This is a genomic window from Streptomyces sp. DS1-CR2, assembly GCF_055760475.1.
The window spans coordinates 3,985,138-4,007,573 of record NZ_CM147085.1 but is presented as its reverse complement, the minus strand read 5'-3'; the positions used below and the strand labels follow the sequence as shown (position 1 = coordinate 4,007,573).

The window sequence follows — 22,436 nt, the reverse complement described above, 5'->3', positions numbered from 1 at the left end:
CTCCTCAGCTCGCCCGAGCCGCCTGCGCCAGCGTGCGGCACAGCGTGCGCCTGGCCAGCTCGATCTTGAAGTCGTTGTGCCCCTGCCCCACGGCGTCGCGCATCGCGGCCTCGGCGGCGGCGCGATAGGTGGCCATCGTGGCGGGACGGCCGGTCAGCGCGGACTCCGCCTCGATGGACCGCCAGGGCTTGTGCGCCACACCGCCGAAAGCCACCCGCGCCTCACTGATCGCTGCCTGACCGGTCGCGACGACAGCCGCCACGGAGACCAGCGCGAACTCGTACGACGCCCGGTCCCGCACCTTGCGGTAGATCTGCCGGCCCGGCGGGGGCGGGGGAAGGAGCGCGCTCGTGATCATCTCGCCAGGACGCAGCACGGTCTCGATGTGCGGCGTATGGCCGGGCAGCCGGTAGAAGTCTGCGATGGCGACGCGGCGTACCGACCCGTCGGCGTCGAGCAGCTCGATCTCCGCCTCCAGGGCGGTCATCGCGACGGCCATGTCCGAGGGGTGGGTGGCGATGCAGGAGTCGCTGACGCCGAGGACGGCGTGAATCCGGTTGAACCCGCCGATCGCCGAGCAGCCGGAACCGGGATCCCGTTTGTTGCAGCCCGCAGCTGTGTCGTAGAAGTAGGGGCAGCGAGTGCGCTGCAACAGATTTCCCCCGGTGGACGCCTTGTTGCGCAGCTGGCCCGAGGCTCCGGCCACCAGTGCCTGAGACAGCACCGGGTAGCGGGTACGCACTCGGGAGTCGGCCGCCACATCGGAATTCGCCGCCTGGGCCCCGATACGCAGTCCGCCGTCCGGGAGCTCCTCGATGTCCCGCAACGGAAGCCGGCTGATGTCGACCAGATGGCTGGGCTTCTCGATGTCGAGCTTCATCAGGTCGAGCAGATTGGTGCCGCCGCTGATGAACTTCGCGCCGGCTTTGGACACCGCCGCGACGGCGGCCTGTGCGTCCGTCACCCGCTCGTACGTGAAGGATCTCATTCCGGGTCTCCCACAGCGATGCCACGGATGGCCGCGACGATGTTCGGATAGGCGGCGCACCGGCAGATGTTGCCGCTCATCCGCTCGCGGATCTCGTCATCGGTCAACGCGATCCGCGTCGAGGTCACGTCAGCGGTGGCGTGGCTGGGCCAGCCCGCCTCGACCTCGGCGATCATGCCGACAGCCGAACAGATCTGGCCGGGAGTGCAGTAGCCGCATTGGAAGCCGTCACGCTCGACGAAGGCACGTTGCATGGGGTGCAGGCCATCGGGATCACCCAGGCCTTCGATCGTCACGATCTCGTCGTCCTCATGCATCACGGCGAGCGTCAGACAGGAGTTGACGCGCCGGCCGTTGATCAGCACCGTGCAGGCGCCGCACTGCCCGTGGTCACACCCCTTCTTGGTCCCGCTCAGGCGCAGGTGCTCGCGCAGCGTGTCGAGCAGCGAGGTCCGTGGATCCACCTCAAGCCGTCTCACCTGATCGTTGACGTTCAACTCGATCGCCGAGAGCTGGGCCGTCTCGCCCCGGCTCCGCCCTGCGGCGCCCGTATCCGAATCACTCACCACAGCCCGCCTTCCTCGCTGGGTGCGGGTGTCACGGGGGTGTCACCCTGGACATGCGTCGCCACTGTGGGGCGCACTCCTCCTCAAGATCTCGCAGAAACCGGTGCGCCGCTCGTCGGAAGGCGCTCAACCGGCCCGCCTCACTCGACCGGGCGCTTCCGCGCACCAGCCCGGCGCGCATCCCGCGCAGCCACCCCGCGGACCGGCGCCGGGTGGCGAAGACGGGCCGGCGGCGTGTCCGTGCAGGAGGTCTCGGGGAAATCTCGGGGAAGCCCCTGTGACACGCGTCAGGGACGACGTAGCGTCCGTAACGCCTGTAGATCGTGAACGAAGGCGCATGTAGACCGTGAACGAAGGCCTGTAGATCGTGTTCGGCCAGTCGGAAGGGGCCTTGTCCATGGAGCCGCAATCAGCCGACCCCGTCGTCGGCCTGCTCACCTCGCCCGGTGCCCCCTTCGCCGTCGTGCGGAGCGAGAGCGGTGGGCTCGAGTACGCCGACGGGCCGCGGACCCTGCGAGAGTTCGTCGAGACGACCTGGGCCTTCGGGAACACGCCCTTTCTGATCGCCGGGAGCGGGCGGCTCAGCTACGGGGAGTTCTTCGCCGAGGCCTGCGCGCTCGCCCGTCGGTTCGCCGACGTGTACGGGCTGCGGCCCGGTGACCGTGCCGTGATCGCCATGCGCAATCACCCCGAATGGCAAGTCGCCTTCTGGGCCGCCCAGTTGGCGGGCCTCGTCGCCGTCCCGCTCAATGCCTGGTGGACGGCAGATGAGTTCACGTATGCCCTCGACGACTGTGAGCCGGGCGTGCTCCTGGTCGACGGCGAGCGGCTGGAGCGCGTCGAGCCGTGGCTGGCCCGGAAGGGTGGGCAGCGGCCTTGGACCCTTGTCTTCCACCATGACGGCGACCTCCCCGGCGGCCGCTTCGAGCGGTACGAGGACCTGCCCGCGGCCGATCCCTCGCTCGGGCCGCCCGATGTCGATGTTCAGCCCGACGACGACGCCACCATCATGTACACCTCCGGGACCACCGGGCGGCCCAAGGGCGCCGTCGCCACGCACCGCGCGCATGTCGGGGCGATCGCCAACCCCCGTTATTTCGCGGCTGTTTCGGCCTTGCGGCGCGGGCAGATTCCCGGGCAGGGGCCCGCGCCCGTCGCGCTGCTCACCTTCCCCTTCTTCCATGTCGCCGCGTTCACCGGCTTCTACGCGGCGATGGCGGCCGGCGGCACCCTGGTCCTGCTGCGCAAGTGGGACGCGGCCAAGGCGCTCCAGGCGATCGGGGAGCACGGGATCACCAGCTACGGCGGTGTGCCGGCGACCGCGCTGCAACTGCTCGACGCCGCCGAGGCCGCGGGTGACGACATGCCGACGCTCGCCATGTTCAACACCGGAGGCGCCGCCGCGCCGCCCGGCCTCGTGGCCCGGCTCACCGCCCGGTTCGGGGAGCGCGTGGAGCCGCGTAACGGATACGGGCTGACCGAGACGCTCGGCGGCGTCACCGCCAACTTCGGCGCGGAGTACCGGGCCCACCCGGAGAGTGTGGGCAGGCCCGCGCCCGCCGTGGAGGTGCGGATCGCCGGGCCCGGCGGCGAGGCTGTCGCCGACGGTGAGGTGGGGGAGCTGTGGCTGCGCGGGCAGTCGGTGATCAGGGGTTACTGGCGCGACGAGGCGGCGACGGCCGCGGCGTTCGCGCCGGGCGGCTGGTTCAGGACCGGGGATCTGGCGACGCTGCGGGACGGGCGGGTCAGCGTGGTGGACCGGATCAAGGACATGGTGATCCGGGGCGGCGAGAACGTGTACTGCGTGGAGGTGGAGGCCGTCCTGCACGATCATCCGGACGTCGTCGACGCGGCGGTGCTCGGCGTGCCGCACCCGGTGCTCGGCGAGGAGGTCGCCGCGGTCGTGCAGGTGCGGCCCGGGTCGGAGCTGGACGCCGACGCGGTCAGGGCACACGTCGCCAAGTCGCTCGCCGCGTTCAAGGTGCCGGCGCACGTGCTCCTGCGGGACACCCCGCTCCCGCGCAACGCGACCGGCAAGCTCCTGAAGCGGGAGCTGCGCGGACCGGTGGGGGAGGCCGTCCACCCGGCGCCGGGTACTGCCTCAGCCGGCTCCGCCTAGGGGTCGCCCAGGAGGTGTCACTTCCGCGTGACCAGCACCCGGTAGTCCCCCTTCAGGTCCGCCCCCGCGACCTTGATCTTCACCCCTGTCTTGGGGTCCTTGAAGGTCTCGCCCGGGGTGAACGCGGCGTCGGAGAGTTCCGCGTGGACGTTCGGGCTGCGGGTGCAGCCGCCGCTGTCCTTGGTGGCGTCCTCGACGGTGATCGGGCCGCGGCCGGTGTCGACGCCGGCGTCGACCCGGTAGATGAGGACGCCGGGCCGGCACACCGCCTCGTCGTTGCCCTTGCGCGTGCGGACCTCGATCGCGAACCCCGTCTTCGCGGTGAGCGGTGCGAAGACGAGCTTCGGGCCGCCCTTGAGGCCGAGCGGGGACAGGGTGTGCTCGCTCGTGCCGTGCGCCGACGCGCAGCTGACCTGGTTGTCGCCGAGCCAGCCCAGCTTCCACTTGTGCCAGCCGAGGAGGTCGTTGCCGGCGCCCCAGTCCTCGCTCATGATGTCCCAGTGGCCGACGGCGCCGCCGCCGTCCTGGGTGTAGAGGTCGGGCAGGCCGAAGGTGTGGCCGTTCTCGTGGGGCAGTACGCGGTAGCCGGTCTCGGCGTACGAGCCCGAGCCGTCGTCCTGGCGGCTGTACACGAACGACGCGTTGGCGACGTGGACGCCGTCGGCGACCGGCGCCTCGTGGTTGCCGGCGAACGTCACGGACAGCACGGTGTCCAGGGCGGAGGGGCCCGCGTTCGGGGTGATCAGGATGTTGACCAGGTCGTAGTCGCGGAAGTCCACGTCCGGGTCTGCCTTGGCCACGATGTCGTCGACCAGGTCGCGGTAGCCGGGGTCGAAAGGGGCGCCCCGTTCTATCCCGTAGTCGGCGAACGTCTTCGGCATGCGCAGCCAGTGCCTGATCGGCGCCTCCGGGCGGTAGTCGAGCTTCCCGTACGAGGCGGTGCGGAACCAGTCCTTGGTCTGCGGGAAGAACTCGCCGAGGCGGTCGAGCGCGGTGCCCTGGCCGGGGGCGTCGGAGAAGTCGACCATGAGGTTCAGGGCGTGGACGGTGCCCGTGGAGCGGGCGTAACCCGGCTGTGTGGGCACGCCTTCCGACATCTGTACGCCCAGTGCGCCCTGGATCATGCAGGGGGTCAGCGCGGCCGGCCGGGACAGGGACGAGGAGCCCGAGCCGGACGGGGACGGGGACTGTTCTATGAGGCGGCCCGTACTCGCAGACGTGGTGACGGCGAGGGCCATGGCGGTGAGCCCCGCGAGCCCCGCGCTGCGCCGGGCCCTGCGTATGCGCTGCCGCAATGAGATCGCCTCACCCTCGGTCCCCGGCAGTCCCAGGAGCGGGCTGCGTCCTTCGCTCACCCTGTGACGGGGTGTGCCGGGCCGCTCGCTGAGTGCGCCGATCGTGGGTTTTTCGGCAATGTGGCTCAGGTCACACGAATGGCGGGAAATAACCGGGGAGGCCTTCCCCGTTTAGCCCTGTGTCCGCAAGAAACGGGGACTTGCTCCCCGGAACGAGCAGGCCACGGAGAATGACCGCAACGTCCGCCGGAAGGAGCCAGACCGTGAGTGCCGCAGCCACCACCACCGCACCCGCGACGGGGAAGCGCATGCCCAAGCCGCGCGCCGACGCCGTGCGCAACCGGGAGCGGATCGTCGCTGCCGCTCGCGAGATGGTCGTCGAGTTCGGGGCCGAGGTGCCGATCGACGAGATCGCCCGCCGCGCGGGCGTCGGAAACGCCACGGTCTACCGGCACTTCGCGGACCGGGTCGACCTGCTCCGGCACGTCGTCCTCTCCGTCATGGACAGCGTCACCGAACACGCCGAACGGGCGCTCGCCGTCGCGGACGCCGACCCGGACGCCTCCTTCGGAGCGCTGCGCACCTTCGTGCACGCGGCCGCGGATGAGCGGATCGGCGCCCTGTGCCCGATGCTCACGGCCGGCTTCGACAAGGACCATCCTGATCTGCTGGCCGCCCGCGACCGGCTCGAGGCCGGCACCGAGGGCCTCATGGAGCGGGCCCGCGCGGCCGGGCAGCTGCGCACCGACATCGCCGTCGGAGATCTGATGGTCGCCCTCTCCCAGCTCACCAGGCCCCTGCCCGGCATCGCCTGCCTGGACATCGACCGCTTCGTCCACCGCCATCTGCAGCTGTTCCTCGACGGCCTGATGACACCGGCCCGCTCGGAGCTTCCGGGTGAGCCCGCGACTCTGGAGGACCTCCGGCAGGCCTGAGCCACCCACGCCCCGCCGCCGTCGGCTCGCCGGCGGAGCCCATAGACATCTTCAGCAGCTTCCGTAACACCCGATATTTCGCGCTTATTCGAGACTTGGAGTGCCGTCGTGGCTACCCCCTTGCCAAAAATAGATCTGCCGAAGGCAGACCCCATGCGCTGGAAGGCACTCGTCTTCATCGCTCTCGCCCAGCTGATGGTCGTGCTCGACGCGACCATCGTGAACATCGCCCTGCCGTGGGCCCAGCAGGACCTCGGCATCTCCGACGGAAACAAGCAGTGGGTCATCACGGCCTACGCGCTCGCCTTCGGCGGGCTGCTCCTGTTCGGCGGCCGTATCGCCGACATGTGGGGCCGTAAGCGGACCTTCGTCACCGGCCTGCTCGGCTTCGCCTTCGCGTCTGCGCTCGGCGGTGCGGCCCAGGGCGAGGCCATGATGCTCGGCGCCCGCGCCCTCCAGGGCGTGTTCGGCGCGCTGCTCGCGCCCGCCGCGCTCTCCCTGCTCGCGGTGATGTTCACCGACGCCAAGGAGCGCGCCAAGGCGTTCGGCATCTACGGTGCGATCGCCGGTGGCGGTGGCGCCGTCGGCCTGATCCTCGGCGGCTTCCTCACCGAGTACCTGGACTGGCGCTGGACGTTCTTCGTCAACATCCCGTTCGCGATCATCGCGGCCGCGGGTGCCTACTTCGTCATCCGTGAGCCGGCCGGTTCCCGTAACCGCTCGTCGCTCGACATCCCGGGCGTCGTCCTGTCGACCCTCGGCCTGGTCTCCCTCGTCTACGGCTTCACGCGCGCCGAGTCCAACGGCTGGTCCGACGCCATGACGGTCGGCCTGTTCGTGGCCTCCGCCGTGCTGCTGCTCGGGTTCGTCTTCACCGAGTCCAAGGTCCGCTCGCCGCTGCTGCCGCTGCGCGTCCTGCTCGACCGCAACCGCGGCGGCGTCTACATGTCGCTCGGTCTCGCCGTCATCTCGATGTTCGGCCTGTTCCTCTTCCTGACGTACTACCTCCAGGTCGTCCGCGGCTACTCGCCGGTGACCACCGGCTTCGCGTTCCTGCCGATGATCGTCGGCATGATCACGGGCTCCACGCAGATCGGCGCCCGGCTGATGACGCGGGTCCCCCCGCGGCTGCTCATGGGCCCCGGCTTCCTGGTCGCGGCGCTCGGCATGCTGCTCCTGACGCAGCTGGAGATCGACTCCTCGTACCCGTTCCTGATCCTGCCGGCGCAGCTGCTGCTGGGCCTCGGCATGGGTACGGCGTTCATGCCCGCCATGTCCCTGGCCACGCACGGTGTCGAGCCGCGTGACGCCGGTGTCGCCTCCGCGATGGTCAACACCTCACAGCAGGTCGGCGGCGCGATCGGCACGGCCCTGCTGAACACGATCGCCGCGTCGGCGACCACCGCCTACGTCGCCTCGCACGCGGCCGGAGCCACCAACGCCAAGCTCCTCCAGGCGCAGGCCATGGTGAACGGCTACACCCACGCCATCTGGTGGGCCGTCGGCATCCTGGCCGTCGCGGCCACGATCGCCCTCACCCTCATCAACACGGGTGTCCCGGGCAGCGCGGCCCCGAAGGCCTCCGGTTCCACGGAGGACGCGCAGGACGAGGTGCAGATCCCGGTGATCGCGCACTGACCCCGAAGCGGGTTCAGGGCACTACCGGAGCCAGGGGAGATCCGCCCCCGCCTCCTTCGGCTGAAGTCCCTCGGCGACGATCCTCATGATCTCGCCGAGGGACTTCTGCTGTTCTGGGGAGAGCCGGTCGAAGAGCGCCTGCCGCACGGCGGCGACATGACCGGGCGCCGTCCGCGCCAGGAACTCGTACCCCTCGTCCGTGAGGCACGCCAGCTGGCCGCGCTTGTCGGACGGGCAGTCCTCGCGGCGCACCCAGCCGTTCTTCTCCAGGCGCGCGACGGCGTGCGAGAGGCGGGAGCGGGTGATCTTCGCGTTCATGGCCAGCTCGGTCATGCGCAGGCGGCGGCGCGGCGCCTCGGAGAGCTTGACGAGCAGCCCGTAGTAGATGTGCGGCATGCCCGCGTCCCGCTGGAGCTGGCGGTCGAGGTGGTCCTCCAGCAACGTGGTCGCATGGAGATACGCCTGCCAGGTGCGCTGTTCCTCGTCTGTGAGCCAGCGAGGGGCTTGGGTGGGTGCCGTCGTCATGGGGTCCACTGTACGTACCTCCTTCTTGAAGATTAAACAATCGAGTACTACCCTGTCAGTAGAGCTTGAGGTTTCAAGTAAGTCGTTCCGGGGTCCCGTCGTCAAGGAGTGTCGCCATGCGCATGCCCGCTCTCTACCTCAGCCACGGTGCGCCGCCGCTCGCCGACGACGACCTGTGGACCGGTCAGCTCGCCGCGTGGTCGGCCGAACTGCCGCGCCCCAGGGCCATCCTGATGGTCTCCGCGCACTGGGAGGAGGCCCCGCTCGCCCTCGGCGCCACCGAGACGGTGCCGCTCGTCTACGACTTCTGGGGCTTCCCCGAGCACTACTACCAGGTACGGTACGAGGCCCCCGGGGCCCCTGAACTGGCCGATTCCGTACGGAAATTGCTGCACGGCCCCGGCACCCCGGTCCAGGACATCCCGGACCGTGGCCTCGACCACGGGGCATACGTCCCGCTCGTCGAGATGTACCCCGGAGCCGACATCCCGGTCCTGCAGATCTCCATGCCGACGCTCGACCCGCAGAAGCTGATGGACATCGGGCGCAAGCTCGCGCCGCTGCGGGACGAGGGGGTCCTGATCGTCGGCTCGGGCTTCTTCACGCACAACCTCGCCGCGCTGCGGCAGGGCGGGATCCCGGCCTGGTCCGCCGAGTTCGACGACTGGGGGCACCGCGCCCTGGAGAGCGGCGACGTGGACGCCCTGCTCGACTTCACCCACAAGTCCCCGGCCGGGCAGCTCGCCCACCCGCGCACGGAGCACTTCGCTCCGCTGTTCGTGACGATGGGGGCGGCCGACGCCTTCGGCGGCCTTGACGGTCAGCGGAGCGTCATCGACGGGTTCTGGATGGGGCTGGCCAAGCGGTCGGTGCAGTTCGGCTAGGAGCGGTTTCGGCCAGGTCCCGCTCGGCCAGGTCGCGCTCGGTCAGATGCCGCTGTTGACCGGGCGCTCGTACCAGGCCACGTCCCAGTAGCGGCCGAACTTGCGGCCGACCTCGCGGTACGTGCCCACGTAGGTGAAGCCGAAGCGGGTGTGCAGGCGGGCCGAGGCCTCGTTCGGCTGGGTGATGCCCGCGTACGCCCGGTGGACGTCCTCGCCCGCGAGCGCCTCGAAGAGCGCCTTGTAAAGCACGGTGCCTATGCCGCGGCCGCCCGCGTCGGGCGCGCAGTAGACGCTGACCTCCACCGACGTGTCGTACGCCGCCTTCGCGCGGAAGGGGCCCGAGGTCGCGTAGCCGAGGATGCGGCCGGAATCGCGCTCCTGGGCAACCAGCAGCCGGTGCCGGCCGTCCTCAAGGTGGGAGAGCAGCCACGGACGGCGCTCCAGTGGAGTGAAGGCGGCAGTGTCGAAGGTGATCGGCGTCTCGCGCACATAGTGGTTGTAGAGGTCGGTGAGCGCGTCGAGGTCTGCTTCCACGCCGGGCCTGACCAGCACTTCTGTGGAGTCCGTCACCTTGTGAACCTCTCTGTGTCCGGCCGATCGCGGCACAGGGTACTGCATGATCACGAAAATCGATGGGCACCTTGGGAATTCTGTCCGGATTCCAGTCGTTGTTTCCATCGGATGCAGGGCACCCGGGAGGGTGTGCCGGGCACCACAGGACCACAGGACCTGTCCACCGCAGGCCCCCGCCCACCATCGCAAGGGAGCACGCATGGCAACCCGTGCCGTCGCCCGTCGTAAGCCCGCCGCCTCCGGCGAGACCGACGGCGCACGCAGTGTTCGCGCCGTAGGCGGCGAGATCGCCGACCGCGACCTGGTCGGCATGTACCTCGACGAGATCGCGCGTACGCCGCTGCTGGACGCCGCCAAGGAAGTCGAACTTTCCCAGACCATCGAGGCGGGCGTGTACGCCCGGCAGATCCTCGACGGCGAGGCGGAGAGCGAAGCCGCGGGCAAGGCGTCCCGCGAGGAGCTCGAAGCGCTCGTCGCCGCGAGTGAGCGGGCCAAGGACGTCTTCATCAAGTCCAACCTGCGCCTGGTCGTGGCCGTCGCGCGCCGCTACCCGAGGAGCGGTCTCCCGCTCCTCGACCTCATCCAGGAGGGGAACGCGGGCCTGGTGCGCGCGGTCGAGAAGTTCGACTACCGCAAGGGCTTCAAGTTCTCCACGTACGCGACGTGGTGGATCAGGCAGGCCATCACGCGCTCGATAGCCGACCAGTCGCGCACGATCCGGCTCCCCGTCCACCTGGTGGAGGAGCTGGGCCGCATCCGGCGTGTGCAGCGCGAGTTCAACCGGAAGAACGGGCGGGAACCCGAGCCCGAGGAGATCGCCGCCGAGCTCGACTCCAAGCCCGCTCGCGTCGTCGACGTCCTGGACTGGGCCCGCGACCCGGTCTCGCTGAACATGCCGGTGGACGACGAGGGCGAGACCCAGTTCGGCGACCTCCTGGAGGACACGTCCGCCGTGTCGCCCGAGCAGTCCGTCCTCACGCTGCTGCGCAGCGAGGAGCTGGATGACCTCATCGGCCGCCTCGACCAGCGCACGGCGTCCATCATCAAGATGCGGTACGGGATCGACGACGGCCGTGAGCGCACGCTGACGGAGGTCGGCAAGGAGCACGGGCTGACGCGCGAGCGGATCCGGCAGATCGAGAAGCACGCGCTTGTCGAGCTGAAGAAGCTGGCTCGGGACACCGGGTTCGATGCCGCCGCGTGAGGTTCCGGGGGCGCTGCTCCCGGGCCCCCGCGTCTGTTGCCCTCAAGCGCCGGACGGGCCGGATGTCACCGGCCCGTCCGTAGCGCGGGCGAGGCGACTGCTCAACTCCCTGAGATAGTCCGCCAGTTGGTCCGGCCCGTGCACCGTGAACTCGCAGTCCACCAGCGCGAGCCGCAGCGCAAGCCACTCCACCGAGTCGGTCGCCGTCGCGCGCAGCCGGCACGTTCCGTCGGGCTGCGCCTCGGGTGCGCCGAGCGCCGAGGGCAGCCGCGCCACCACGAAGTCCGCCGGCGCTTCGAACGTCACATCGATGTCGTACGAGGGCCGGCCGCGCCCCGACATGGAGCGCCGCAGATACTCCGCCGCGTCCCCCGTCGGCAGCTCCCGCGGAGCGAACCGCGCACCTGTGGCGAACGGCTCCGCGACCCGGTCCACGCGGAAGGTGCGCCAGTCGTCCCGGTCTATGTCGTACGCCACCAGATACCAGCGTCGTCCCGTCGACACCATCCGGTACGGCTCCGTCAGACGGCGTGACTCGGTGCCGTCGCCCGAGCGGTAGCGGAACCGCAGCCGCTCCTGCCCCGCCGTCGCCGACGCGAGGACCGTGAGCGTCTCCGTCGCGATGGACGCCCCGTCCCCGCCGGTCAGCGGCATCGTGGCGGCCTGGAGCGTGGAGACCCGGTGCCGCAGGCGCGAGGGCAGCACCTGTTCCAGCTTGGCGAGCGCCCGTACGGACGCCTCCTCCACGCCCTCGACGGCGTGCCCCGCGCCGGCCCGCAGGCCGACCGCGATCGCCACCGCCTCCTCGTCGTCCAGGACCAGCGGCGGCAGCGCCTTGCCCGCGACCAGGCGGTAACCGCCCTCCGCGCCCATCGACGCCTGCACGGGATAGCCGAGGTCACGCAGCCGGTCCACGTCCCGGCGCACCGTGCGCCGCGAGACACTCAGGCGCGCGGCGAGCTCGCCGCCGGGCCACTCGCGCGGGGTCTGGAGCAGAGAGAGCAGTTGAAGCAGCCGGGCCGGGGTGTCGGTGGTCATGGTGCGTCCCCTCTCGTTCGCGTCTCGTCACCGTGTCCGTCGTGCTCGCGGCGCCCTCGCGTCCGGTTTTCGCCGCGCATTCGTTATCGGGAGATTCCAGGGTGCGCGCCATCTAGGACAGTCTGCGTCCTACATGCCTCCTAGTCTCCCCGTATGACTTCACCCGTGACCACCCCCGACAGGCGACGCTGGCTCGCCCTGGCCATCGTCATGACCGCCGCCTTCATGGACCTGGTCGACGTGACGATCGTGAATGTCGCGATCCCGTCGATCCAGCGGGACGCGGGCGCCACCTTCAGCCAGATCCAGTGGATCACCGCCGGGTACGCGCTCGCGTTCGCCGCGGGCCTGATCACCGGCGGACGGCTCGGCGACATCTACGGCCGCAAGCGGCTCTTCCTGATAGGAATCGCCGGCTTCACGCTCGCCTCGGCGCTCTGCGGCTTCGCCGCAAACCCTGAGATGCTGGTCGCCTCGCGCATCCTCCAGGGCGGCATGGCCGCGATGATGGTGCCGCAGGTCCTGTCGATCGTGCACGCCACGTTCCCGGCGGAGGAGCGCGGCAAGGTCTTCGGTCTCTTCGGCATGATCGTCGGCCTGGGGGCGGTCTCGGGCCCGCTGCTCGGCGCGCTGCTCACCGAGTGGAACCTGTTCGGTCTCGAATGGCGCCCGATCTTCCTGATCAACCTGCCGGTCGGCATCGCCGGACTGCTCCTCGGCCGCAAGTTCATCAGCGAGTCCAGGGCGCCCCGCGCCCTCAAGCTCGACCTCGTCGGCGTCGTCCTGGTCACGCTCGGCCTGCTGATGCTGCTCTACCCGCTGACGCGCGGCCGCGAGCTGGGCTGGCCCGTGTGGGGTTACGTGGTGATGGCGGCCAGCGTCCTCGTCTTCGGCGCCCTCGTCGCGTACGAGAAGTACAAGGCGCGGCGTGACGGTTCGCCGCTGGTCGAGCTGTCGCTGTTCAAGGTGAAGAGCTTCGCGGCCGGTATCGCCGTGCAGGTCGTCTTCGGTGTCGCGCTCGGCGTGTTCTTCCTGGTGTGGACGATGTACATGCAGGTCGGCCTCGGGTGGACGGCGCTGCACGCGGGCCTGACCGGCGTGCCGTTCTCCGTCGCCGTGTCGGCGGCGGCCGGAATCTCCGTACAGAAGCTCGTGCCGAAGTTCGGGCGCAAGGTGCTCCAGACCGGCGCGCTGGCGATGATGACCGGAGTGCTGCTCTACATCTGGGAGGCCGGGCGCTACGGCGCCGGGATCACGTCCTGGCAGATGGCGCTGCCGCTCGTCGTGATGGGCGTCGGCATGGGCCTCATCGTCGCCCCGCTGACCGACGCGGTGCTCTCCGACGTGCCGCGCGAGCACTCCGGTTCCGCGTCCGGCCTGATCAACACCACGCAGCAGATGGGTACGGCGCTCGGGCTCGGCCTGGTCGCCGTGGTGTTCTTCGGGACGATCGACGACCACCTCGTGCCGGCCGAGGCCAGGCAGGCGTTCATCGACGCGTTCCGCAACTCGCTCTGGTACGTCACCGGCGTGCTCGCCGTGATCTTCCTGCTGATGTTCGCGCTGCCGGGGCGGCCCGCGCAGCACGTCGAGGGGGGCGCGCAGGACGCGGACCCGGCGGCCGGACGGGTGGAGAAGGCGCCGGAACTCGTCTAGGGCCTCTCGTTTGGATCAAGCTGGGCTCGCGGGGTCTGGCACGCACATCTGCGGTTCTCGGCCTCGCTCGAACAGGGGGGACCCCCATGACCCCGTTCCCTGATCCAGCCTGATCCAAACGGAAGACCCTAGTTCCCGCGGGACTTCGAGCGGGCGGGCCCTCGCGCTGCGGCGCGGGGGCCCGCCCGTCTGTCGTTCAGTTCGCCGAGCGGATCTCCGGGTGGCTCGCCGTCGTGTCCAGGCTCTGGAGCACCTCGCGCGGATCGCCGCCCCGGACGACCGCCGAGCCGATGTCCTCGCGGATCGCGGCCCGCACATCGGGCCAGGACGCCTGGTTCACCGGCTGGAACTCCGCCCGCGGCATCTGGTCGATGAACTTCCACAGCGGGCGCTGCGCGGAGTCGGAGCGCAGGCGCCCCAGGCACCCCCGAAGGGCCCGGTTCTCCGCGAGGAGGCCGGGCCCTTTTGCCTACGGGTGGAACCCTCGCCGACTCCGCCAATTATGGGCGGAGTCGGCGAGGCCCGAATCGTGTTACTCGGGCCGAATATCGTTCAGACTGTCGACGATAATTACGGACGGCGGCTGTGCGGGCGTAGGCACCTGAATGAGAAGGGGGACATAATCTATATCGCCGTGCCTGAACTCGGCCTTCGCTGAAAACCGGTAGCAGACGATCGCGTTCGGACTGCTGCGGGTCGCATAGCACCGAAGCATCGACTTCGTTGGCGCAGCCTGCGATTTCTGTGACACGGAACTTAATTCACTGGCTGATGCGCCCCACTCGCCGAGCGCCAAACAGCAGATGGCTGCAGCTGCAATGCTGACACTCCGCAATGCTGCCTTCTTCATCCTCATCACCCCGAAAGCTGCGAGTGAACTGAGTTGTTCCATCGTCGCATGCCGGCAAGATACGCGCGAGGCGCTTCGGGCCCGTCGCGCGTGAAAGGCGTCAAGGGCTTCGACTTGATTTCGGTCCCGCTGCATGACGCTCCCGGAAACCGCCGACGTCGGATGTCGAACAGTTCAAGATGCCTGAGGCCTCAACTGCTGCAGCTTGAGGCCTCATTGGTTGTTTATGCGAGCGACCTGATCTCCTACTCGCGGGCGCTGCCCGGGTGCACGGTCGACATCACCGCCGCCCGCACCCACCGCATCAGCACGGTGAAGGAAGACGAGCCGAAGATACCGGTAGCCGCCTGACAGTTCGGAACTGTCCGCTCATGCGAGATACGTCACGGTCCGGCACCAAAGTTCCGGACCGTGGTGTTGACTGGGCCCATGCCTGAGCACGTGTCGTTCTTCCAGCAGATAGGCGTGGCGTTCCTCGCGGCCGCCACCGTGGTGTGGGCGGTCGGTCTCGTCCGGCTGGTCCGCCATGTGGGCTGGGGCACCGGGCGGCCCCTCGCCTCGCTGCCGGGGCAGGGCGGGCCGCCCGCTCTGGAGTCCGCGCCGCTGACGCCGGACGAGCGCGACGCGTTCGCGGGCCTGGTACGGCAGTTCAGCCGTCGTTAGTTACCGGCCGAGGGCTGTACGCGGCTAGCCGCAGCTGGGGCGGGAGCGGTCGGTGGCGCGGCGCTTCATCGCCGCGCGGGCCTCGTCCTGCGTGGCGTACACCTCGCACATGTGACGGCCGTCTGGCGTCGCCGTGTGCTCGATCTCCCAGAGGCTGATCTCGCTGCCGTCGTGCAGCAGGAACGCGTGCTCGTACAGCGTGAATCCGAGGCGCGGGCGGCCGAACGCCTGCGTGATCTGGTGCGCGCAGGCGGTGTGCAGGAGCCCGGCCGTGCCGGGTCCTGGGCGGTCCTCGTTCTCCGCACGGCGCAGCAGGCGGCGGGCGTGGTCCGCCGAGTCGTCGGCCGCGTAACTGCGGCGTGGCTCGGGGATCGACGGGAGCTGGAGCGGGAGCGGCAGCTCGAAGTCGGGGGCGGCCTCGCGGGGCAGCGGGAGCCGGTCCGTCGCCAGGTGCAGATCGTTCTCCGAGGTGTACACCTCGTGCTGGGTCCCCCGGCCGGGCATCGTGTTGTGGACGAGCTCCCACAGGGTGAGCGCGCTGCCGTCCGCGAGCAGCCACGTATGCCGGTACGTCTCGCGGTGCAGGCCCGCGCTGTGGTGCGCGGAGTGCCGCGAACTGTCGTACGCGAGCGCGCAGTCGAGGCGGGCGAGCGCCTCGTCGGGCAGCTCGAAGGAGTTCAGCGCTCGGCTCAGCAGGCGCCCGAGGTGCTCATCCGGCTGGTGCGTGCCGTCCGGCTGACGCGACTCGTGCGACTCGGGTGGCTCGTACGCTGCGGTGTCGTACGGAACGCTCAAGGCATCTCCCGGCGTTGCTACATGTCACCTTGTGGGTGCATACCGTAGCCCCTAGGCCGGACATCATGTCCTCGAAATCGGAAACGAGCGGGCCGCGCGGGGAAGTTCCCGCGCGGCCCGCTCTTGTGCCTGCCTTTTTCGGCGGCCCGCTGCTCGGGTGCCTGCCTTTCGGCGGGCATCCGTGGGGCTCGGGGTGGGCTCAGGCCGCGCTGCCCGCCGTCCACTGGCTCCACGACATGTTCCAGCCGCTCAGGCCGTTGTCGGGCGCGATGGTGGTGTCGGGGGAGTGCTTGACGGTCACCACGTCACCGACGAGCGAGTTGTCGTAGAACCACTTGGCGATCGTCGCGCCGCCCGCGCCCTGGACGTCCGCGAGGCCGATGCAGCCGTGGCTGGTGCCGGAGCGGCCGAAGGGCGCGCCGACGGCGAGCGCGGCCGTCGCCACCAGGACCCGCCGCGCGGTGCGCCTGCGGCCCCGCTCGGGCTGCCGGGGATGCTGCTGGTGCGCGGCTGTGTCCGGGGTTGTCACGAGATGCTCCAGGATTCGTCAGTTACTCCAGTGTGGGTAGAGAGGGCGAACTGACCGGAAAGGTTCCTTCGGGGCGTTGTGAACGGAGACACAGGTCACGTCAGGAACCGGGCGGGCCGCCCACTACGTGAGCCCTGGGCTCCGTAAGTCATGGGGCGCCCTGCGTATCTTGGTGCGCCCCATGCCTCAACTCCCGTACAGATCCCGGTACGAGAGGAACGTCCCGCCCGGCCCCCGCACCGAATCCGCGGTGAGCACCGCTCGCACGATCGCCCGCGTCACCATGTCCGCGCCCGCTGCGAGGATGTCGTTCAGCGCGAGGGGGTTGGCCTCGTCGAGCGGGCGGGCGCCGGTTGCGACGGCGAAGACGGTGTCCCCGTCGTTGAGGAGATGCACCGGACGGACGGCGCGCGCGATGCCGTCGTGCGAGGTGCCCGCGAGCTTGTGCGCCTCGGAACGGGTGAGCACCGCGTCCGTGGCGACGACGGCGAGCGTGGTGTTCATCGGCGGCGGCGCCTGTCCGGCGGCCTCCTCCTTGGCCCGTGCGATCCGCTCCTGGGCCGCCGCGTGCGCCTCGGGCGAGGGGTACGGATATGGGTGCGGGCGCGGGTGCGGTTCGCCGTTCCGCGCGGAGGCGGAGGCGGAGGCAGAGTTCGGGTCGAAGAGCTGCCCGTAGAGCGCGCCCGTCGCCGGATCGACCGCGGAGCCCACCGCGTTGGCCACGACCAGCGCTGCGACCGTGATGCCCGAGTCGAGCACCGTGCTCGCCGTGCCCACGCCGCCCTTGAGCCCGCCGATCACCGCGCCCGTGCCCGCGCCCACCGAGCCCTCCGCAACGGGCGAGCCCGGCGCGGAGGCGGCCGCCGCCTCCACCGCCGCGCGGCCCGTCGCCGCGTCAGGCCTGGCCCCGAACTCCCCGCCGCGCCCCAGGTCGAAGACGCACGCGGCGGGGACGACCGGCACCACCTCGCGCGGCCCGGCCCCCACCCGTACGCCCCGGCCCTGCTCCTCCAGCCACGCCATGACACCCGACGCGGCGTCCAGGCCGTAGGCACTGCCGCCCGTCAGGGTCACGGCGTCGATGCGCCGGACCACGTTGCGCGGGTCTAGCGCGTCCGTCTCCTTCGTGCCCGGGCCACCGCCGCGCACGTCCACGGCCGCGGTCATCCCGCCCTCGGGCGCGAGTACCACCGTCGTCCCGGTCAGCCAGCCGCCCTCGCCGGTGCGGGTGGCATGACCGACCCGCAGGCCGGCGACATCGGTCAGGGCATTGCGCGTGGGCGTCCTCATACGGCATGCGTATCACGTGAGTTGGGCCCCGGGGCCGCCTCCGCGCGGGCCCCGGCGCCGGATGCCGGGCCGCGTGCGCGGCCGTGATCCCCGCAGCCGTCAGCGTGATCCCCGCAGCAGTCGGCTCGCGCCGCACGGCCACGCAGGTCTGGGAGCGGCTCCTGTCGACGTTCCCCACGGAGATCGAGCGCGGCTCCTGCCCTTCCACAAGCTGGGCGAGCCCAAGCGGCAGGGCCTCGGCAAGCCCTTCCCGCCGCATGACACCCCGACGCCCACCCTCCAGCAGCCGGCCACGGCCAGGAACATCTTCACGGCGCACGGCCTCACCACGGTCCGAACGGCCCGCACCCCGGCAGCCGGCCCCCCGACAGACGTACCCTGGAGGCATGAGCACCGCCCCCGCCCCCGAACCGCGCGATCCGAAGAACGCGCTGGTCTTCGACGATCCGCTGAGCACGCAGTCCTCGGACGACACGGACCGAGGGTGGGGTGAGCGGCCCACCACCGGCGGCGACAGCGCCGCCGACCTGGCACGCTTCCTCGACGAGAAGCCGCCCCACCACCTCTGAGCCGCGGCTACTGCTCGCTGTGCCCAGAGCCGCGCTGCGCCACCAGGGCGTCGCGGATCTCCTTCAGGACCTCCAGCTCGGACAGCTCGACGACCTCCGCGGCGCCTTCCTTCGCGGCATCCCGGGCCGCCTTCTTGGCCAGGTACTTGGCCATCGGCAGCACCATCAGGAAGTACACGACCGCGGCCGTGATCAGGAACGTGAGAGTGGCGCTGAGCACCGTGCCCCACAGGATCTCGATGCCGTCGTCGCCCGGGCACGTGCCCTTCAGGCACGACTTGTAGCCGTCCAGGTCCTTCGTGCCGAACGCGCCGACCAGCGGGTTGATGACGCCCTTCACGACGGCGTTCACGATGTTGGTGAACGCGGCTCCGACGACCACCGCGACCGCAAGGTCGATCACATTCCCGCGCATCAAGAAGGCCTTGAAGCCCTCCCACACGCCGGGCTTCTTCTTCTCGCTCACCAGAAGGCCTCTCTTCACTTGTGCAGGACGTGGAGCAAACAGCTCCGCAACCTACGACAGCGCCTGGCGGGCCTGTCCAATTCGCCGACTCGAACGAGGGACTTGACTTCGAAACCGTGCGGACCGGCCCGCCCGGGGACCCGATAACGATCACCACAGCGTCACCGCCAGCCGCGAGGTGGCACCGGCCCCGGCGAGCCGCGCCGCCGTCGCCCGAGGCACGGACAGCACGACCAGCGCACCACCCTCCGCGACAGCATCGCTGGCCGACTCGGCCGACTCCGGTACGGAGCTGACCTGCGCCCCCGCCGCCACGACCCTGCCCCCTTGGCCACCGGAGCCCTGCCCCTCACCGGCGTCGACGCCGGCTCCCGCGCCCGCCGCCACGACGTCGACCCGGTCGCCCGGCCGCAGCAGCCGCACCGCCGCCGCGTCCGCGATCCGCACCGGCGCGGACACCATCACGACCGACCTCCGCACCCGCTCCCGCCCGGACGCGGACTCTGAGGAGCCGGGCCTGGCGCCGGACGACCCGGAACCGGACGACCCCGCCCCAGATGAACCAGCCCCTGAAGGCCCCGCCGCCACCACCGCCGCCGTCAGGGCGAGCCCCGCGGCGACCGCCCGCCGCCGGTGCCGGCCCGCACGGCGCGCCCGCCACCGCCCGCCGCGCACCCGCAGCGGCGCGAAATGCGGGACCTCGCACGTCGGGGGAGTGCTGAACGGGGACATGGGCGACCACCACCTGGATCGAGAGGCATCGAAAGTCTCGGAACGCGACGCAAGCTCGAAAGCTCGCCTCGCGCTCCACGATCCAGGCCCGCGTCGATTCCCGCTGAGCCCCGTGCACTACTCGCCGGTTGTGGACAACTCCCTCACCCGAAGGCGAAGTTCAGCCACCCTCCTGCCGGGTTACGGCAGCACGATCCCCGGATCCATCCCCCCGAGCGCCCCCATGCACAAGCAGTCCCGCTCGCCCTCCGCCGGCAGCTCCGCCACCGCGTCGAAGAGCACCGCCCGCAGCCGGTCCACATTGGCGGCGAAGACCTGGAGGACCGCGTCGTGCGAGACGCCCTCGCCCGACTCGGCGCCCGCGTCGAGGTCGGTAACCAGGGTCAACGACGTGTAGCAGAGCTCGAGTTCACGCGCGAGCATCGCCTCGGGGTGGCCGGTCATGCCCACCACCGACCAGCCCTGGGAGGCGTGCCAGCGGGACTCGGCACGGGTCGAGAACCGCGGCCCCTCGACCACGACGAGCGTCCCGCCGTCCACCGGCTCCCAGTCGCGTCCGCGCGCCGCCTTCACGGCGACCCGGCGCCCGGCCGGGCAGTACGGGTCGGCAGGCGACACGTGCACGACATTCGGCACACTCCCGTCCGCCAGCGGCAACCCGTCGAAGTACGTCTGCGCGCGGGCCTTCGTCCTGTCCACGAACTGGTCGGGCACCAGAAGCGTCCCCGGTCCGAACTCGGGCCGGAGCCCGCCCACGGCGCACGGGCCGAGAACCTGCCGCACGCCCACGGAGCGCAGGGCCCAGAGGTTGGCGCGGTAGTTGATGCGGTGCGGCGGCAGATGGTGGCCGCGGCCGTGGCGGGGCAGAAAGGCGACCTTCCGGCCCGCGATCTCGCCGAGGAAGAGCGAGTCGCTCGGCGCTCCGTAAGGGGTGTCGACCTGGACCTCGCTCACGTCGTCCAGGAACGAGTAGAAGCCGGAGCCGCCGATGACTCCGATCTCGGCTGTGACCTGTGTGTTCGCCTTGTTCGCCGTGCCCGGAACTGTATTCGCCATGTCCGGCACAGTATCCGCCCGGGAACGCCGAAAACCCTGTCGTCGCAAGACGACAGGGTTCCGTAAGAACTTGGCCGAAGCGGCCGAGCGTCCTTAGGCGGCGGAAGAGCTCGAGGACGAGCCCGAAGAAGACGAAGCGGAGGCCGAGGACGTCGACGCGGAGGACGACTTGGAGTCCGAGGACGAAGACTTCGTGTCCGAGGTGGTCGACTTCGCGGCCGACGGCGCCGGCGAGCTGCTCGACGAGGAGCCGCGGCTGTCGTTGCGGTAGAAGCCCGATCCCTTGAAGACGATGCCGACCGCCGAGAACACCTTCTTGAGGCGTCCGTCGCAGCTGGGGCACACGGTCAGGGCGTCATCGGTGAACTTCTGCACCGCCTCGAGGCCCTCGCCACACTCGGTGCACTGGTACTGGTACGTCGGCACTTGCTTCCTCCTGGCACTCTCACTCGATGAGTGCTAACGATCGTCCATGTTAACCCGTGGCGGACGCTGAATGGAGTAACGTACGTCACCTGTCTCCGGACTGCGGTCAGGGCTTGACCGTCATGAGGGCCTTTGCGCCTGAGTGAGGAGCTGCTTGGCGGCGGAGTCACACTGACGTATTCCGCGACGAGAATGCTGTCACATCTCACCGATCGCGACAGGATCGCGATGGGCCGCGCCGCGCGTGACCACTCTGGTCACGCGCGGCGGCACCAGCCGCGAACGCAGGGTCGCCAGGAGCGTCACGGCGAGCACCGTGCCGCCCATCGGGACGAGGAATCCGGCGCCGTCCCAGAGGCGGTCCTCCAGCTGGCCGGCGACCGTGACGGCCGCTGCCTGGCCGAGCGCGACCGCGCCCGTGAGCCACGTGAAGGCCTCGGTGCGGGCGGTCGGCGGGACCAGCTTCTCGACGAGCGTGTAGCCCGTGATCAGGGCCGGGGCGATGCACGTGCCCACCAGCAGGCCGATCCCGGCGAGCAGCAGCACCGACTGCGCGGCCCAGAGGCCGGAGGCGGTCACGGCGAGCGCGGTGTAGGCGAGCAGGAGGCGGCGCTGCGGCGCGATCTTCCAGGCGACGGCTCCGCAGACGATGCCGGAGAGCATGTTGCCCGCGGCGAACGTCCCGTAGAGGACACCGTTCAGGCCGGGCTCGCCGATCGACTCCGTGAAGGCGGCCAGGGCGACCTGCATGCCGCCGAAGACGGAGCCGATGCCGAGGAACGCCACGATCAGGACGCGCACTCCAGGGATCCGCAGCGCGGAAACGTGCTCCACGCGTGCGTGGACCTCGCCGGCGGTGCGGGCGGGCTGGGGCTGCGTGCCGCGCTGCGCGGCGAACAGGAGGCCGCCCACGAGCGTCAGGGCCGCCTCGGTGACGAGACCGGCGGCGGGGTGCACGCCGGTGCACAGGGCAGTCGCGAACAGCGGGCCGAGGACGAACGTGAACTCGTCCGTGACCGACTCGAAGGCGGCGGCCGTGGTCATGAGGGGCGAGCCCTGGAGCTTGACGCCCCAGCGGGCCCGCACCATGGGACCGATCTGCGGGGTGGAGGCGCCGGTCGGCACCGCCGCGACGAACAGGGCCCACAGGGGGGCGTCAGTGAGCGCGAGCACCGTCAGCAGGAGCACGGACGCCGTGTGCAGCAGGACGCCGGGCACGAGGACTGCGCGCTGCCCGAAGCGGTCGGCGAGCTTGCCCGTGAAGGGGGCGAACAGTGCCATGGAGACGCCGGTGGTGGCGGAGACGGCGCCGGCGGTGCCGTACGAGCCCGTGGTGTGCTGCACGAGCAGGACCGTCGAGATGGTGAGCATCGCGAACGGCTGCCGGGCGGCGAAGCCGGGGAGCAGGAACGTCCAGGCGCCGCGGGTGCGCAGCAGCTGGCCGTATCCGGGGCGCTTGTCGGTGACCGTGGCCGCGTAATTCTCTGGCACGGCCCTTGCCTTTCTGCCGCCTGGTAGCGCTGCCCCGGTAGGGGTGTGCGCCGAGAGCCGTCCTCATGCGCCGGGAACCGAGTGATACCGGGGTCCGCGCCAGGAGGGCCTGGGCCATGCAGGGTATGCAAGGGAACCGCGGCCGCTT

The 22,436-nt window shown here is 70.5% G+C and carries 23 protein-coding genes and 1 pseudogene; 9 read left to right on the top strand and 15 right to left on the bottom strand.

What is annotated here, in order from left to right; all coding sequences use genetic code 11:
* Positions 1–4: 4 nt before the first annotated feature.
* Positions 5–988 (bottom strand): FAD binding domain-containing protein, encoded by a 984-nt coding sequence (locus ACY0PA_RS19315; protein WP_473085787.1) that lies wholly within the window; start codon positions 986–988, stop codon positions 5–7.
* Positions 985–1,554 (bottom strand): 2Fe-2S iron-sulfur cluster-binding protein, encoded by a 570-nt coding sequence (locus ACY0PA_RS19310; protein ID WP_473086364.1) that lies wholly within the window; start codon positions 1,552–1,554, stop codon positions 985–987. The genes ACY0PA_RS19315 and ACY0PA_RS19310 overlap by 4 nt, the downstream gene beginning before the upstream one ends.
* A 397-nt stretch (positions 1,555–1,951) precedes the next feature.
* Here ACY0PA_RS19310 and ACY0PA_RS19305 point away from each other — a divergent pair, with 397 nt between their 5' ends.
* Positions 1,952–3,673 (top strand): class I adenylate-forming enzyme family protein, encoded by a 1,722-nt coding sequence (locus ACY0PA_RS19305; RefSeq protein WP_473085786.1) that lies wholly within the window; start codon positions 1,952–1,954, stop codon positions 3,671–3,673.
* 17 nt (positions 3,674–3,690) lie between these two features.
* Here ACY0PA_RS19305 and ACY0PA_RS19300 read toward each other — a convergent pair whose 3' ends face one another.
* On the bottom strand, positions 3,691–4,911 hold the full coding sequence (locus ACY0PA_RS19300; RefSeq protein ID WP_473086363.1) for a M6 family metalloprotease domain-containing protein: 1,221 nt from the start codon (positions 4,909–4,911) through the stop codon (positions 3,691–3,693).
* Positions 4,912–5,198: 287 nt separating this feature from the next.
* Between ACY0PA_RS19300 and ACY0PA_RS19295 the strand changes: the two genes are divergently transcribed.
* Both ACY0PA_RS19295 and ACY0PA_RS19290 read left to right on the top strand, forming a co-directional pair.
* Positions 5,199–5,903, top strand: coding sequence for a TetR/AcrR family transcriptional regulator (locus ACY0PA_RS19295; RefSeq protein ID WP_473085785.1), 705 nt, complete (start codon positions 5,199–5,201; stop codon positions 5,901–5,903).
* Between the two features lie 153 nt (positions 5,904–6,056).
* Positions 6,057–7,541 (top strand): MFS transporter, encoded by a 1,485-nt coding sequence (locus ACY0PA_RS19290; RefSeq protein ID WP_329572942.1) that lies wholly within the window; start codon positions 6,057–6,059, stop codon positions 7,539–7,541.
* A gap of 21 nt (positions 7,542–7,562) precedes the next feature.
* On the opposite strand, the gene ACY0PA_RS19285 is transcribed toward ACY0PA_RS19290, so the two are convergent.
* Positions 7,563–8,066 (bottom strand): MarR family winged helix-turn-helix transcriptional regulator, encoded by a 504-nt coding sequence (locus tag ACY0PA_RS19285; protein ID WP_473085784.1) that lies wholly within the window; start codon positions 8,064–8,066, stop codon positions 7,563–7,565.
* A gap of 116 nt (positions 8,067–8,182) precedes the next feature.
* Between ACY0PA_RS19285 and ACY0PA_RS19280 the strand changes: the two genes are divergently transcribed.
* Positions 8,183–8,950, top strand: a complete 768-nt coding sequence (locus tag ACY0PA_RS19280) for a dioxygenase family protein (RefSeq protein ID WP_329572944.1) — start codon at positions 8,183–8,185, stop codon at positions 8,948–8,950.
* A 42-nt stretch (positions 8,951–8,992) separates the two neighbouring features.
* Here ACY0PA_RS19280 and ACY0PA_RS19275 read toward each other — a convergent pair whose 3' ends face one another.
* Entirely contained in the window at positions 8,993–9,502 is a 510-nt protein-coding gene (locus tag ACY0PA_RS19275) for a GNAT family N-acetyltransferase (protein WP_473086362.1), read from the bottom strand.
* Between the two features lie 220 nt (positions 9,503–9,722).
* Between ACY0PA_RS19275 and ACY0PA_RS19270 the strand changes: the two genes are divergently transcribed.
* Positions 9,723–10,727, top strand: coding sequence for a sigma-70 family RNA polymerase sigma factor (locus tag ACY0PA_RS19270; RefSeq protein WP_473085783.1), 1,005 nt, complete (start codon positions 9,723–9,725; stop codon positions 10,725–10,727).
* A gap of 42 nt (positions 10,728–10,769) precedes the next feature.
* Here the strand turns inward: ACY0PA_RS19270 and ACY0PA_RS19265 are convergent, their stop codons facing one another.
* Positions 10,770–11,765, bottom strand: a complete 996-nt coding sequence (locus ACY0PA_RS19265) for a helix-turn-helix transcriptional regulator (protein ID WP_473085782.1) — start codon at positions 11,763–11,765, stop codon at positions 10,770–10,772.
* A gap of 153 nt (positions 11,766–11,918) precedes the next feature.
* Between ACY0PA_RS19265 and ACY0PA_RS19260 the strand changes: the two genes are divergently transcribed.
* On the top strand, positions 11,919–13,421 hold the full coding sequence (locus ACY0PA_RS19260; protein WP_473085781.1) for an MFS transporter: 1,503 nt from the start codon (positions 11,919–11,921) through the stop codon (positions 13,419–13,421).
* A gap of 196 nt (positions 13,422–13,617) precedes the next feature.
* Here ACY0PA_RS19260 and ACY0PA_RS19255 read toward each other — a convergent pair whose 3' ends face one another.
* Complete coding sequence (locus ACY0PA_RS19255) at positions 13,618–13,785, bottom strand: hypothetical protein (RefSeq protein WP_473085780.1); 168 nt, start codon at positions 13,783–13,785, stop codon at positions 13,618–13,620.
* A gap of 534 nt (positions 13,786–14,319) precedes the next feature.
* Between ACY0PA_RS19255 and ACY0PA_RS19250 the strand changes: the two genes are divergently transcribed.
* The gene (locus ACY0PA_RS19250; protein ID WP_473085779.1) at positions 14,320–14,622 is read left to right on the top strand and encodes a hypothetical protein; all 303 of its coding nucleotides are present in this window, start codon (positions 14,320–14,322) and stop codon (positions 14,620–14,622) included.
* Between the two features lie 78 nt (positions 14,623–14,700).
* Positions 14,701–14,934, top strand: coding sequence for a hypothetical protein (locus ACY0PA_RS19245; RefSeq protein WP_473085778.1), 234 nt, complete (start codon positions 14,701–14,703; stop codon positions 14,932–14,934).
* Positions 14,935–14,958: 24 nt separating this feature from the next.
* On the opposite strand, the gene ACY0PA_RS19240 is transcribed toward ACY0PA_RS19245, so the two are convergent.
* From ACY0PA_RS19240 to ACY0PA_RS19230, 3 genes and pseudogenes are all read right to left on the bottom strand, one after another.
* A complete protein-coding gene (locus ACY0PA_RS19240) occupies positions 14,959–15,729 on the bottom strand; it encodes a DUF6227 family protein (protein ID WP_473085777.1) in 771 nt (256 codons plus the stop codon).
* Between the two features lie 199 nt (positions 15,730–15,928).
* Positions 15,929–16,144, bottom strand: a pseudogene (locus tag ACY0PA_RS19235) (L,D-transpeptidase family protein); the annotation flags it as partial.
* A 300-nt stretch (positions 16,145–16,444) separates the two neighbouring features.
* Entirely contained in the window at positions 16,445–17,548 is a 1,104-nt protein-coding gene (locus ACY0PA_RS19230) for a P1 family peptidase (RefSeq protein WP_473085776.1), read from the bottom strand.
* A 386-nt stretch (positions 17,549–17,934) separates the two neighbouring features.
* Between ACY0PA_RS19230 and ACY0PA_RS19225 the strand changes: the two genes are divergently transcribed.
* A complete protein-coding gene (locus ACY0PA_RS19225) occupies positions 17,935–18,117 on the top strand; it encodes a hypothetical protein (protein ID WP_100596104.1) in 183 nt (60 codons plus the stop codon).
* Between the two features lie 7 nt (positions 18,118–18,124).
* Here the strand turns inward: ACY0PA_RS19225 and mscL are convergent, their stop codons facing one another.
* From mscL to ACY0PA_RS19200, 5 genes are all read right to left on the bottom strand, one after another.
* Entirely contained in the window at positions 18,125–18,586 is a 462-nt protein-coding gene (gene mscL / locus ACY0PA_RS19220; protein ID WP_473086361.1) for a large conductance mechanosensitive channel protein MscL, read from the bottom strand.
* Positions 18,587–18,733: 147 nt separating this feature from the next.
* On the bottom strand, positions 18,734–19,315 hold the full coding sequence (locus tag ACY0PA_RS19215; protein ID WP_473085775.1) for an RcpC/CpaB family pilus assembly protein: 582 nt from the start codon (positions 19,313–19,315) through the stop codon (positions 18,734–18,736).
* A 180-nt stretch (positions 19,316–19,495) separates the two neighbouring features.
* Positions 19,496–20,371 carry an S-methyl-5'-thioadenosine phosphorylase gene (locus ACY0PA_RS19210; RefSeq protein WP_473085774.1) on the bottom strand — a complete coding sequence of 292 codons (876 nt, stop codon included), beginning with the start codon at positions 20,369–20,371 and terminating at the stop codon, positions 19,496–19,498.
* Positions 20,372–20,464: 93 nt separating this feature from the next.
* A complete protein-coding gene (locus tag ACY0PA_RS19205) occupies positions 20,465–20,797 on the bottom strand; it encodes an FmdB family zinc ribbon protein (RefSeq protein ID WP_473085773.1) in 333 nt (110 codons plus the stop codon).
* A gap of 198 nt (positions 20,798–20,995) precedes the next feature.
* Positions 20,996–22,288 carry an MFS transporter gene (locus tag ACY0PA_RS19200; protein WP_473085772.1) on the bottom strand — a complete coding sequence of 431 codons (1,293 nt, stop codon included), beginning with the start codon at positions 22,286–22,288 and terminating at the stop codon, positions 20,996–20,998.
* Between the last annotated feature and the right edge of the window lie 148 nt (positions 22,289–22,436).